The following is a 12309-nucleotide window of genomic DNA, read 5'->3' as shown; positions in this document are numbered from 1 at the left end:
GCGCCGTGTACGGATCAACGATAGCCAACCCGTGGCAAGGCGGACGGTAAAACCAGGCGTTGAACGTGCGCGGGCACGCCCAGGGCTCGCCGAAGCTTAACGACTGATCGGTCATCTACGCTTGCAGCGCTGCGACAATTTCGGTCAAGGGGCGGTAACTTTACGTTTATGCCTGTACGCAAGACTGTCAGAATTCCCTTCCGTTTCCTTTGACCCGAGCCTGCTCATGCAAATCAACACCGCCCTGCTGTTCGCCACCCCTTGCGATGACGAGGAAGACAACATGGCGACCCTGTGCTGCCACAGCGACAAGGGTCAGATGTTCCTGCTTACCCGTTACCCGGACGAGGACACCGTCGACCTGACGCTGGATGACGAGCCGTCGACGCTGGATGGCCTTAAAGTGACCCTGAGCGCCAAGCGCCTGCTGATCGAAGTGGCGGCCGGCGACCGGGACGCGCTGAAGGGGGATGAAGTACTGGAAATCAACCTGACCAGCGAGCTGAGTGACATGGATGAAGTGAAGGAAACCCTGGAGAATATCCTGGCCGGTACTGGAACCTTGGTCTGCGAGCTTTGAACCCTGCCCCTGCCTAGTGGGAGCGCGCTCCCACAATGATCAGGCCAGCGCCTGCTGCATCTCTTTGGCCTGCACCCGCAACGCCTCGCAAAACGGCTCCACCGCTGCCGATGCCGGCCGATGGTCCGGGCGTATGAGCATCACCTGATAGGGCACCGATACCCGTAACCTGCGGATCGGTAGCCCGCCTTGCGCCGCCTCCAGCCCGCTCAGTGGGTTGATGATCGCCACCCCCAGGCCTTGCCTGACCATGGCGCACACCGAAGCGGCACTGGTGGTTTCGATGACCGTGCGGCGGTTAACCCCGGCCGCACGAAAGTGCTGATCCAGACGCTGGCGGTAGGTATCCAGGCTGGCCAGGTTGATGAAGTCGACCTCATGGAAATCACTCAGCTCCAGTTCAGCCTTCACCTGCAGCGGGTGATGCTCGGGCAACACGCACACCATGTTGGCACTGAACAGCAATTCACCATACGCGCCGCGCGGTATCTGTTCGACTTCAGTCAGGCCAAGGTCATGCTGCTGGGCAACCAGTGACTCCTCCAGCAACGGCGACTCCTGCGCAAGAATGCTCACGCTCACGCCACTGTGCTGCTGGTGAAAGCGCTGGCAAGCCTTGGGCAACAAGGTTTGCGAGAACAGCGGCAGGCAGGTGATGGCCAGCCGGCCCTGCTCAAAGTTGCGGATGGCCTGGGCAAAGCGATCGATCCGCTCCAGCCCGACGTAGGCGCGTTCGACCTCTTCGATCAACAGCAGCGCCTGGGCCGTCGCCACCAGGCGCCCGCCCTCGCGCTCGAACAGGTTCAGGCCAGTTACCTGCTCCAGCCGCGCCAGTTCGCGGCTGACGGTGGGCTGCGAGGTGAACAGCAGGCGCGCCGCACCCGTGACACTGCCAGCGGCCATGATGGCGCGGAACACTTCGATGTGGCGGACGGACAATTTCACGGCAATACCCTGAGATTCGACAATGGGTATATCAGATATGAATGGCAGACAGAAGAATAGCTATTTTTCTGAATCCACCCTTTGGCTCATCCTCGTGGCCTTCCTTATACGAGTAACGCCACCATGACCGCACCCTTCACCCTCCTGGCCGAGGCGGTTCGCCAGCACGGCTCGCCACTATGGGCATACGACACCCGCACCATCGCCGATCGTGTCAAGCAGTTGAACGTGTTCGACACCGTACGTTTCGCCCAGAAAGCCAACCCGAACTTGCATGTGCTGCGCCTGATGCGCGCCCATGGCCTGGTGCTGGACGCAGTGTCGCTGGGAGAGATGGAACGGGCCTTCGCCGCCGGCGCGAGTGTTGACGGTGACCCTGCCGGCGTGGTTTTGACCTGCGACGCGCTGGACCGCCCCACCCTGGAACGCGTGGTGGCGTCAAAGATCGAAGTCAATGCCGGCTCCATTGACATGCTGCGCCAACTGGGTGAACGCTCGCCCGGCCACCGCGTGTGGATCCGCATCAACCCAGGCTTCGGCCATGGCCACAGCCGCAAGACCAATACCGGCGGCGAAAACAGCAAGCATGGCATCTGGCACGAAGAGCTGGACGAGGCGCTGGCGTGCATCAAGGCCCATGGCCTGCACCTGGTGGGCGTGCACATGCACATTGGCTCCGGGGTGGACTACCAGCACCTGGAACAGGTGGCCCGCTCGATGATCGAGCTGATCGGCCGTCTGGGCGTGGACATCGAGGCGTTCTCCATCGGCGGCGGGCTTTCCACCCCTTACCGCAGCACCGACAAACCGGTCGACCTGCAGCGTTATGCGCAGACCTGGGCGGTGGCGCGCAAGGAGATCGAAGCGATGCTCGGCCACCCGGTGCGCATGGAGATCGAACCCGGGCGCTTCCTGGTGGCGGAGTCGGGCTACCTGGTGGCCGAAGTCCGTGCCGTGAAACAGGTGGGGCGCAATACCTTCGTCATGATCGACGCCGGCTTCAACGACCTGATGCGCCCGGCGATGTACGGCGCCTACCACGGCATGACCCTGCTCGATGCCGATGGCCAGGCAGTAGATCGCCCGCGCCAGCCGACCGTGGTGGCCGGGCCGTTGTGTGAATCGGGTGACGTGTTCACTCAGGATGACCAGGCACTGACCCCGCAGGACCTGCCCCAGGCACAGGTGGGCGACCTGCTGGTAATCCACGATGCCGGGGCTTATGGCGCGTCGATGTCGTCGAACTACAACAGCCGGCCGCTGCTGCCGGAGTTCCTGATCGAGAACGGTGCCCTGCGGATGATCCGCCGGCGCCAGACGGTGCAGGACCTGCTGAGCCTGGAGGCGGATATCTAAACACCGTCTCCCACAAGATGTGCGCATGCACAGGATTCTTGCAATCGGCTTGCCCTGCCACGACAATGCGATCAATTCCCATTAATATCGCGGTCTTGACGCCATGGCAACGCTCGATCCCCAGGCCCTGCACCAGCTGTACAGCGAAAACAACAGCTGGCTGAAGGGCTGGCTGCGCGCCCGCCTGGGCAACGCCGCCGACGCTTCCGACCTGGCGCACGACACGTTCTTGCGGGTAATGACCGCGCGTAACCCGTTGCCGATCCGTGAGCCGCGCAGCTACCTCAGCGCTATCGCCCGCGCCCTTCTGATAGACAAAGCTCGCCGTCGCATCATCGAAAAAGCTTACCTGCAGGCTCTAGCCCTGCGTCCGGAACCGGTCGAGGTGTCGCCGGAGGTGCGCTTGTCCATCATAGAAATGCTGGTGGCCGTGGACAGCCTGCTCGACGAACTCGGCGCCAAGACCCGCGCCATCTTCCTTGCCGTTCAACTCGAAGGCCTGACCTACGGCGCTGCGGCCGAGCGCTTCGGCGTGTCGATCACCACCGTGAAGAATCACCTGATCAAGGCCATGACTCGCTGCCTGCTGGCAGTCGAAGGCTGACGCCCATGGATCTCAAGACACTCGAAGCCGCTGCCACCTGGTATGTTCAGCTCAACGACGGCGCCAATAGCGAGGCCCGCACCCAGGCCTGGCGACAGTGGCTACAGGCCAGCCCCCTGCACGCAGCCGCCTGGGCGCGGGTAGAAAAGCTGCAGCAGCAATGGGCCATGGTGCCGCCGCAGGCGGCGCTGTCCGGCCTTGGCGCGGCCCAGGCGCAGCGGCGTGACGTGCTGAAAGTGCTGGGCCTGCTGATGGCCATGGGGGGCGGCAGCTGGCTGGCGGCCGAGCAGGTGCCCCATCGTGCCTTGCTGGCCCAGCACAGTACCCGCAGCGGCGAGCGCCGCGCCCTGCACCTGGAAGATGGTTCACAGCTGGAGCTGAACGTGGATACCGCGCTGGATGTGCGCTACGCCACAAAGGTGAGGGCGATTCAGCTGTATCAGGGGGAAATTCTGGTGCGTCCGGTCAGCGATCGTCAGCAGCGCCCGTTCATCGTGCACACCGATGACGGCAGCGTACTGGCCCGCAGTACCGCGTTCAGCATCCGCAAACTGGCGCAGCAGACCCGCGTAGGTGTGCTTGAGGCCCGCGTCGAAGTTCGCCCCCTGCGCCACCCTGATCGAGTGCTGCAACTGCACGCTGGCCAGCAAGTGAGTTTTGATCAGGATGTCGTCCTCGACGCCCATGCACTCCCCGCCGATTCCACGGCCTGGTTGCAAGGCATGCTCAGCGTGAACGACTGGCGCCTTGGCGATTTCCTCGAAGAACTGGGGCGCTATCGTCCAGGTGTGCTGCGCTGTGCCTCGTCGATCCAGGCCATGAGCATTTCCGGTGCGTTCCGCATTGACGACACCGATATCGCCCTGGCCAACCTGCCGAAAACCTTGCCCGTGAAAGTGCGCTACTTAAGCCGCTACTGGGTGAGTGTGGAGCCCGCCTGAGCAACTGCGGAAAAATTTTCGCCGCAATCTTGCTGATTTCGATTCTCGTCCGTCCCTGACACAAGCCGCGACGACAGCGACTTTCTGCCATGACTCGGAAGGACCACGAAATGCCACACCTGCACCCTACCCCAGCAACCAAGCTCAGCCAGGCCGTCCGCCTGGTGCTGTTCGGCATGTCCCTGGCCAGCGCGCCCGGCCTGCTGCTGATGCCTGCCCAGGCAATGGCCCAAAGCCAGGCCACCTACCATGTCCCCGCTGGCTCACTGGGCAACGCCATCACCCAGTTTGGCGTACAGGCGGGTGTGACCATTTCGTTCGACACCGCACAGACGCGCAACCTCGACAGCGCGGGCCTGGAAGGCAGCTTCAGTGTCGAGGAAGGTCTGGCGCGGCTGCTGGGCAACAGTGGCCTGCAGGCGCAGCGTCAGGGCAATGGCGGCTATGTGCTGGTCCCTGCGCAAAACGGTTCGGCCATGGAACTGGCGCCGATGAACATCGACGCCAACCGCCTGGATGCGACCAGCGAAGGCACCCAGTCCTACGCCGCCCGTGCCATCACCATCGGCAAGGGCGTACACACGCTGAAAGAAACCCCGCAGTCGGTCACCGTGATGACCCGCAAGATGCTCGACGACCAGAACCTCAACACACTGGAGCAGGTACTGGACAAGACCCCGGGCATCACCGTGTATGACTCGCCCATGGGCGGCAAGTATTTCTATTCCCGTGGTTTCAACCTGGATGGCCAGTACCAGTACGACGGCGTGCCCTTGGACGTGGGCGGCAACTACGTGCAGGCCAACAGCTTTTCCAGCGACATGGCGTTCTATGACCGCGTCGAGGTGCTTAAAGGTGCGGCCGGCATGATGAAAGGCTCTGGCTCCTCCGCCGGGGGCGTCAACTTCGTGCGCAAACGGGGGCAGGAAAAAGCCGCCACCACCGTCACCCTGTCAGCCGGCAGCTGGGACAACTACCGCGGGCAAGTGGACGTGGGCGGCCCGCTGAACGCGTCGGGCACCGTGCGGGGGCGCGCCGTGGCGACGCTGCAGGACCGCCAGTACTTCTATGACACGGCCAAGCGCCAGGACCAGATACTGTACGGCGCCATCGACTGGGACGTCACGGCCGACACCACCGTGGGCTTCGGCCTGGCTTACGAGGATGTCGATGCCACCCCGTGCTACGCCGGCCTGCCACGCTACGCCGATGGCAGTGACCTGAAGCTGTCGCGCTCCACCTGCCTGGGGGCCAGCTGGAACGACCTGCAAAGCCAACGTATTACCGGGTTCGCCGACCTCAAGCACCGCTTCAACGATGACTGGACGCTGAACTTCGCCTCGATCTACACCCACAACAACCAGGACATCGAATACGCCTACTCCGAAGGCACGGTACCGGTCGGCGCCAGCACCGCCAGCATGAACGTGCGAGCCGGTCGTTTCGACTACGACCAGGACGACTACGGCTTCGATAGCTATGTCGATGGCAAGTTCGAGGCGTTCGGCCTGCAGCACGAGCTGATCATCGGCGCCAACGCCAGCCGGCAGAAAACCCATGATTATTTCGCGCTTATGCTGCTGAACGCCAAGCAGGACCCGTTCAACCCGACCGCGAACTTCCCACACCCGTCCAAGGGCGATTACCTGGTCAACCCGAGCCGCGGTGGCAGCGTGCCAACCGACTCCACCACCACCCAGTACGGCACTTACGCCAACCTGCGGCTGAAGCTGGCAGAGCCGCTGACCCTGGTGCTGGGCGCGCGGGTCAGCTGGTACCGCAACAAGAGCGACTCCTATACCCAGCTCTACGATTACTGGGTACATAACCGCAGTGAAGAAAACGGCCAGGTCACGCCGTTCGCCGCCGTGTTGTACGACCTGAACGACCAGTGGACCGCCTACGCCAGCTATGCCGACATCTTCCAGCCGCAGAGCGACAAGGTGAATGCCGAGCGGCAAGCGTTACAGCCCAAGACCGGTGCCAACTACGAGATCGGCATCAAGGGCGAGCTGCTTGACGGCGCATTGAACACCTCGTTCAACCTGTTCCGCACCATCGAGAATCACCGCGCGGAAACCGACTACAACGAAGCCTGCCCGTCAGGCGACGGCTATTGCTACACCGACAGCGGCAAGGTGCGTGCGCAGGGTTTCGAGGCCGAGATCAGCGGCTCGCCAATCGAGCGGCTGCAGCTGCTGGCGGGTTACACGTACACCCAGACCAAGTACCTGAGTACCATCGAAGACACCGACCCCACCGAGCTGACCTTCACCTCCAGCTTCATCCCGCGGCACATGCTCAAGGTGTGGGGTGACTACCAGCTGGGCGGTGCACTGGAGCGCTTCACCGTCGGCGCCGGCCTGAACAGCCAGAGCGAGAACTTCCGTACCACCGGCACTACCCGCGTCGAGCAGGCGGGCTACACCGTATGGAACGGCCGCGTGCAGTACCGCATCGACCCGAACTGGACGGTCGCCCTCAACGGCAACAACCTGTTCGACAAGAAGTACTATGCCACCATCGGTGCGCCGGCGTGGGGCAACTTCTATGGCGAACCGCGCAACTTCATGATGACCTTGCAAGGCACGTTCTAAGCGATCACGGGCGGTTGCGGGGGATCGTGCAGAGAACAGAGCGATGGGGCGCAAGGTGGCCCCGGCAAATGATGCAGGTTGGCTGAAACCCTGGGGCCGCTGCGCGGCCCATCGCGACACAAGGTCGCTCCTACACGGGCCGCGTCAACCCATTGATTGTTTTAGCAGATAAGGAAATCGCTCATGCGCCCGAACAAGGCTTGCCCGGTAGTCATCCGCACAATGATCGCGGCTAGAGCCCGATCGCCACTTCACGCTCGCCGCTCATGTATTGCTGCAGGCGGCTGCGCAACCAGCGTTCGGCCGGGTCGCTGTCGGTAGTGCTCAGCCAGACCATGGCCAGCTCCAGCGCAGCCGTCTCGAACGGCAGCGTCTCGGCCTGCAGGTTGCCCCAGCGCTCCATGCCGTGGGCGGCATAGTCCGGGCAGCAGGCCAGCAGGTCGGTCCCGGCCAGAATCGCCGGCAGCGCGCTGAACTGCGGCACCGACAACACCACCTTGCGTTCGCGGCCGATCTCTTTCAGCCAGTCATCGACCACACCTTGTGTATTGGCGGTGGGCGAGACCTGAACGTGCGGGCGGGCGCAGAACTCATCCAGCGTCAGTGGTGTGGCTGATTTGTCGGCCCGCACCACCCTGCCCTGCATCGTGCGCAGCACCTTGCGCTTGGCGTTGGCCGGCAGCCCCTTGGTCTGGCTGATGCCCACTGTTACATCGCCTGCAGCCAGCAGGTCCGGAATGCGCCAGTAATCGACATGCTGCACGACCACCACCACATTCGGCGCCTCCACCCGCAGCGCCCGCAGCAACGGCGGCAACAGCCCCGACTCGACATCATCGGACAAGCCGATGCGAAAGGTCATCTTGCTGGTCAGCGGCTCAAAATCATGGGTCATGCTGAGGGCAGTGGACATCGCATCCAGTGCCGGGGTGAGGTACTTGATGACCTCCTCGGCCCTGGCCGACGGTTCCATGCGGTTGCCCACGCGGATCAGCAACGGGTCGTTGAACATTGCCCGCAACCTGGCGAGCGCGGCACTGACCGTGGGTTGGGCGACAAACAGCTTTTCTGCGGCACGGGTGAGGTTGCGCTCCTGCATCAGGGCTTCGAACACCACCATCAAATTGATATCGGCTTTGCGCAGTTCGTTGCGGTTCATTGGGGCTCCCGGCCATCGCCATGACGTGCGGACTCAATTCCAGCATCGATATGGATTGCGGTCGAGTAAAAACCGGAAAACCCGACTCAGGCTGCATTGCCCCACACTGCGCAATCCGGGTAACCTTCCGCCAACTTCCCTTCCGGCTTCCCCTGCCGTGCACCGCCCAGGCGTTAAATCGCGAAGCGGTCATTCATGATGCCGACACCTGCATGGCCGCCACCTTTTGGCGCGCCCATCTGCCATCTATACATTCAGGATGACCCCATGATCATTCGCCAAGGCATTGCTGCAGACTATCCGCAGCTGCTCGACATCTGGCTGTGCGCCGTACGCGCCACACACCAATTTCTGCAACCGTCCGACATCGACGCGCTGTTGCCACAGCTGCGCGACGTGTATTTCCCGGCCGTCGAGCTGTGGGTTGCAGCAGACACCGATGACCAGCTGCTGGGCTTCATCGGTTTCAATGAAAACCACGTGGAAATGCTCTTCGTCGACCCCGAGCGACATGGCCAAGGTATTGGCCGGGCGCTGCTGGATTTTGGCCGCCAGTCGCGTAACGCGATGAGTGTCGATGTCAACGAGCAGAACCCCCAGGCAACAGGGTTCTACGAGCACTACGGCTTCGTCCAGACGGGCCGCTCTCCGCTGGATGGCGAAGGCCGGCCGTTCCCCTTGCTGCATATGAGCTTGCCCACCCAGGCGTGACCAGAAGGCACACACCGCGATGGACCGGTCCATCGGGCCATGTGTCGCAAAAAGGGCCGCAAAGCGGCCCCCCCGAGGGCAGCCGCTCAGCGCAAGGTATTTTTGGTCAGCTCGACTTCGTTCATCAATGCCTTGGCCAACGCCGTGAGGTAATCGGCGGCGCCCAGGAATTTGTGGTCGTCCTCCATATCGCCTTCGCGCAGTAGATGCTTGATGTAGCTCAGCAGGATCGAAACTTGCTCGTAGGCATCATCGATAGGAATGCCGGGCTGGACCCGCAGCAGATCCTTTGGCGGGTTGCCGACTTCGAGGAAGGTTTCTGCGCCGATGGTGAGGATGACCTTGGGTTCGTCTGCCATGTTTTCATCCCTCTTCCTTTTGGCCGAACAGCCGTGCATGCGAATGTGTTACCAGCGAATGGGCGATTTCAGTTGCATGCAGGGCATTGCCCAGGCCGGCATCGCCAGCGTGGCTGCGGCATTGTTCGTCAAGGGTTTCGATGACGCCGCGTAGCAGCTCGATCACGTGCGCGAGGGCGAGGGGCGGGTAGATGTCGGATTTGGGGGTGAAGAACGGGGTATTGATTGGGCGGAGGGGTGGATCGGGGACGAGCTTTTTCATGATCACGTTCCAATTCTGTAGAAAGGGAACTGTCACCAAAATCTTTCTCACGGATTCATGGTGGCAGCCGTACGCGGGGTGAGAAACCGAGGAGAATTGGCAAAAACCCGGCCAGGCAAACGCCTGCCCACGTACGGCCACCATTACGGTGTTACCAAATCTACCTGTCGGGTTCTCACGCCCGGTCGCCGGAGCGACGCGAAAACGTTATCCCTGAGGTACTTCCCCGACAACAGCGATAGTTCAGCAGCGCGCGTAGGATAATTCCTAAGCGGGTTGATTCTGAAGCATTTGGTTTCATGTTCAGAATTGTCTTACAGGGCATGGCTTTGAGGTGCCTGCCAAGGGATCGGGTCAGGGCCACCAGGTGCTTGCCGCAACATGTTCAGCGCCTACAAGATCGAGCGCCGCGCGGGCGGCGCTCGATCGCACAGGCGTTGAATAATTGCGCCGAACCACCAATCTTCGCAATCCAGCACCAATAGGCCGCCGTATAATCGGATCCAACACCGAGGATGCCCCGTATGCAAGCATTGGAAATGGACTACGGACACGGCGAAGAGGTGGCCAGCCACTGCCACGCCGAAGACCAGCTGATCTACGCCGCCAGCGGCGTCATGCGGGTCAGCAGCGAAGGCGGTAGCTGGGTGATCCCTGGCGGGCATGCGTTGTGGATGCCCGCCGGGGTCAGCCATGCCATCCGCATGGAGGGGGTGGTCTGCATGCGCACCCTGCTGCTCGATGCGCGCATCGACCGCTGCCAGGTCATCGTTGTGTCCGGCCTGCTGCACGAACTGATCCTGGCTGCATCACGCATGCTCGACCTGCGTGACGGCGAGCACGTGCGGGCACTGATCCAGCTTGAGTTGGCCACTGCCAGGCGCATCGATGCCTTTGTGCCGCAACCGCAACATGCGCGGCTGCGCGTCTGGTGCGAGCGCTTCCTGCAAGACCCGGCCCAGGACCTGACCTTGGAGCAATGCGGCGCGCAACTGAACATGAGTGCCCGCAGCGTGGCGCGGCTGTTCCAGCGCGAGGTGGGCATGTCGTATGGCGAATGGCGCGCCCGTGCCCGGGTGATGCTCAGCCAGCAGTGCCTGGCCGATGGCCAGCCGATCCTGAACGTGGCGCTGGAGCACGGCTACCAGAGCGCCAGCGCCTTTGCCGCCATGTTCAAGCGCATCCTCGGCTACGCGCCGAGCGATTGGCAAAACAGTACCGCGCGCGGGTACTGAGCCCCAGGTTGTCCCACTTGCGCGCAGGGTTGTCCCGCTTGCGGCAGCGGCGTGCGTCCCACCCTCGTTAACCTCGCATCACCACCCTTGAGCGACATGTGTGATGCCCTTACAGCCTTCATTCCCCTTCCGTGCCCGGTTTGCCGTACTCGCCATGCTCGGCGTACTGGCGGCGTGCACCCGGCAACCCGCACCTGCCGAGCCACCCGCAGCGCTGCTGGCCAACCCGCTGGCGAATGTGCCGGCCGGTGTCAGCCGGCAACCATTACCCGAACAATGGTGGGCGCTGTTCCAGGACCCGCAACTTAACCACTGGGTACAGCAAGCCCTGGCGCACAATCAGGACCTGGCCCAGGCCGAGGCCAACGTGCAGGCCATGCTGGCCGGCATCGGCGAGTTCGATGCCAGGCGTTGGCCGTCAACCTCGATGGGCGTTGCCGCCACCTATGGCAAGAGCGCCGATGACCAGACCCTGGCCGAGGCGACCGACAGCAACGCGCCGGCTCAATGGCAATTCAACCCCGGTATCGAGTTGGCCTACCAGCTGGATATCTGGGGCCAGGTGCGCGCTGCCATCGAGCGCGCCCGGGCCCAGGCCGAAGCCAGTGCTGCGGCGCTGGACCTGGTGCGCCTGCAAGTGGTCGCCCAGACCAGCCGCGCCTACATCGACCAGTGCATCTACGCGGCGCGCCTGGACGAGGCTAAGCAGTCCTTGCAAACCCTCGACCACAGCGTGCAACTGAGCGAACGCCAGCGCCAGGCCGGCGTGGCCACTGCCCTCGACAGCGAGCGCCTGCTGGGCTTACGGGAACAAGTGCGGGCGCAGCTGCCGATGCTTGCAGCCCGGCGGCAGATGGCGCTTTACGAACTTGGCATGCTCAGTGGCCAGGCCTCGCTGGCCGACACTGCGACTTGCACCACCATCCCCACGCTGTCGGCGCCGCTACCGGCCGGCGATGGCTGGCATTTGCTCGAACGCCGGCCGGATGTGCGCCAGGCCGAACGGGAACTGCAGGCTGCCACCCTGGAAACCGACATCGTCCGGGCCGACCTGTATCCGAAGGTCAGCTTCGGCGCTTCGCTGACCTCCTCGGACCATCACCTGGCCAACCTCGGCGACAGCCGCGCGGTGATGTTCGGCATTGGCCCGCTGATCCGTTGGGAGTTTCCGAATATGAAGGCCAACCGTGCGAGGGTCGGCAAAGCCGAGGCATTGCAGCAAGCGCAGGTTGCCCATTACCGCGGTGCGGCGCTGAGCGCGCTCAAGGACGTGCGCCAGGCCCTTGCCCGCTATGACGGTGAGCGGCAGCGGTTGCAGGCGCTGGATGCCGCCCTGACGCACAGCCAGCGCGGTTATGCCCTGGCCCAGGGCAACTACCGCGCCGGTACCGTGGACGGGCTGGCCTTGCTCGACAGCGAGCGAGAACTGATCCGCCTGCGGGCCAGCCACGTAGAAGCCCGAGGGCGCCTGGCGCAGGCGCAGGTCAACCTGTTCCGCGCCCTGGGCGGGCGGTGGTAGCTCAGGTAACAACAAATGGGGCCGCTTAGCGGCCCCAGAAA

The 12309-nt window shown here is 63.1% G+C and carries 12 protein-coding genes; 8 read left to right on the top strand and 4 right to left on the bottom strand.

The features are described 5' to 3' along the window. Positions 1–226: 226 nt before the first annotated feature. Entirely contained in the window at positions 227–580 is a 354-nt protein-coding gene (locus tag SB756_RS26765; protein WP_014591821.1) for a hypothetical protein, read from the top strand. Between the two features lie 39 nt (positions 581–619). Here SB756_RS26765 and SB756_RS26760 read toward each other — a convergent pair whose 3' ends face one another. Further along, positions 620–1525 (bottom strand): LysR family transcriptional regulator, encoded by a 906-nt coding sequence (locus SB756_RS26760; protein ID WP_010953080.1) that lies wholly within the window; start codon positions 1523–1525, stop codon positions 620–622. A gap of 123 nt (positions 1526–1648) precedes the next feature. Between SB756_RS26760 and lysA the strand changes: the two genes are divergently transcribed. The 4 genes from lysA to SB756_RS26740 all read left to right on the top strand — a co-directional run bounded on the left by lysA (position 1649) and on the right by SB756_RS26740 (position 7023). Further along, positions 1649–2881 (top strand): diaminopimelate decarboxylase, encoded by a 1233-nt coding sequence (lysA, locus tag SB756_RS26755; protein WP_019436884.1) that lies wholly within the window; start codon positions 1649–1651, stop codon positions 2879–2881. A 103-nt stretch (positions 2882–2984) separates the two neighbouring features. After that, the gene (locus tag SB756_RS26750) at positions 2985–3485 is read left to right on the top strand and encodes a sigma-70 family RNA polymerase sigma factor (protein ID WP_012053194.1); all 501 of its coding nucleotides are present in this window, start codon (positions 2985–2987) and stop codon (positions 3483–3485) included. A gap of 5 nt (positions 3486–3490) precedes the next feature. Continuing rightward, positions 3491–4426: a FecR domain-containing protein gene (locus tag SB756_RS26745; RefSeq protein WP_070384165.1), complete on the top strand. Its 936-nt coding sequence runs from the start codon at positions 3491–3493 to the stop codon at positions 4424–4426. 110 nt (positions 4427–4536) lie between these two features. Next, positions 4537–7023, top strand: coding sequence for a TonB-dependent siderophore receptor (locus SB756_RS26740; RefSeq protein WP_410912581.1), 2487 nt, complete (start codon positions 4537–4539; stop codon positions 7021–7023). 232 nt (positions 7024–7255) lie between these two features. Here the strand turns inward: SB756_RS26740 and SB756_RS26735 are convergent, their stop codons facing one another. Then, positions 7256–8182 (bottom strand): LysR substrate-binding domain-containing protein, encoded by a 927-nt coding sequence (locus tag SB756_RS26735; protein ID WP_410912579.1) that lies wholly within the window; start codon positions 8180–8182, stop codon positions 7256–7258. Positions 8183–8449: 267 nt separating this feature from the next. Here SB756_RS26735 and SB756_RS26730 point away from each other — a divergent pair, with 267 nt between their 5' ends. Then, a complete protein-coding gene (locus tag SB756_RS26730) occupies positions 8450–8893 on the top strand; it encodes an acetyltransferase (RefSeq protein WP_341798011.1) in 444 nt (147 codons plus the stop codon). 86 nt (positions 8894–8979) lie between these two features. Here the strand turns inward: SB756_RS26730 and SB756_RS26725 are convergent, their stop codons facing one another. Together SB756_RS26725 and SB756_RS26720 are read right to left on the bottom strand one after the other, a co-directional pair. Then, the gene (locus tag SB756_RS26725) at positions 8980–9252 is read right to left on the bottom strand and encodes a DUF3077 domain-containing protein (protein WP_019472880.1); all 273 of its coding nucleotides are present in this window, start codon (positions 9250–9252) and stop codon (positions 8980–8982) included. Positions 9253–9256: 4 nt separating this feature from the next. Further along, complete coding sequence (locus SB756_RS26720) at positions 9257–9514, bottom strand: hypothetical protein (protein ID WP_341798010.1); 258 nt, start codon at positions 9512–9514, stop codon at positions 9257–9259. A gap of 524 nt (positions 9515–10038) precedes the next feature. Here SB756_RS26720 and SB756_RS26715 point away from each other — a divergent pair. Both SB756_RS26715 and SB756_RS26710 read left to right on the top strand, forming a co-directional pair. Beyond that, entirely contained in the window at positions 10039–10749 is a 711-nt protein-coding gene (locus SB756_RS26715; RefSeq protein ID WP_410912577.1) for an AraC family transcriptional regulator, read from the top strand. 103 nt (positions 10750–10852) lie between these two features. After that, on the top strand, positions 10853–12268 hold the full coding sequence (locus SB756_RS26710) for an efflux transporter outer membrane subunit (protein ID WP_410912575.1): 1416 nt from the start codon (positions 10853–10855) through the stop codon (positions 12266–12268). Positions 12269–12309 lie beyond the last annotated feature (41 nt).

Source organism: Pseudomonas sp. SIMBA_068 (assembly GCF_046534705.1).
Classification (GTDB): Bacteria; Pseudomonadota; Gammaproteobacteria; order Pseudomonadales; family Pseudomonadaceae; genus Aquipseudomonas; species Aquipseudomonas putida.
The sequence above is the reverse complement of the archived record's forward strand: the minus strand, read 5'-3'. Positions and strand labels throughout refer to the sequence as shown.

Bases quoted from the DNA above. Each gene is read 5' to 3' on its own strand.
- SB756_RS26710 (WP_410912575.1), top strand. From the start codon at position 10,853: ATGCCCTTACAGCCTTCATTCCCCTTCCGTGCCCGGTTTGCCGTACTC.
- SB756_RS26735 (WP_410912579.1), bottom strand. From the start codon at position 8,182: ATGAACCGCAACGAACTGCGCAAAGCCGATATCAATTTGATGGTGGTG.
- SB756_RS26745 (WP_070384165.1), top strand. From the start codon at position 3,491: ATGGATCTCAAGACACTCGAAGCCGCTGCCACCTGGTATGTTCAGCTC.
- SB756_RS26740 (WP_410912581.1), top strand. From the start codon at position 4,537: ATGCCACACCTGCACCCTACCCCAGCAACCAAGCTCAGCCAGGCCGTC.
- SB756_RS26715 (WP_410912577.1), top strand. From the start codon at position 10,039: ATGCAAGCATTGGAAATGGACTACGGACACGGCGAAGAGGTGGCCAGC.
- SB756_RS26730 (WP_341798011.1), top strand. From the start codon at position 8,450: ATGATCATTCGCCAAGGCATTGCTGCAGACTATCCGCAGCTGCTCGAC.
- SB756_RS26720 (WP_341798010.1), bottom strand. From the start codon at position 9,514: ATGAAAAAGCTCGTCCCCGATCCACCCCTCCGCCCAATCAATACCCCG.
- lysA (WP_019436884.1), top strand. From the start codon at position 1,649: ATGACCGCACCCTTCACCCTCCTGGCCGAGGCGGTTCGCCAGCACGGC.
- SB756_RS26765 (WP_014591821.1), top strand. From the start codon at position 227: ATGCAAATCAACACCGCCCTGCTGTTCGCCACCCCTTGCGATGACGAG.
- SB756_RS26750 (WP_012053194.1), top strand. From the start codon at position 2,985: ATGGCAACGCTCGATCCCCAGGCCCTGCACCAGCTGTACAGCGAAAAC.
- SB756_RS26725 (WP_019472880.1), bottom strand. From the start codon at position 9,252: ATGGCAGACGAACCCAAGGTCATCCTCACCATCGGCGCAGAAACCTTC.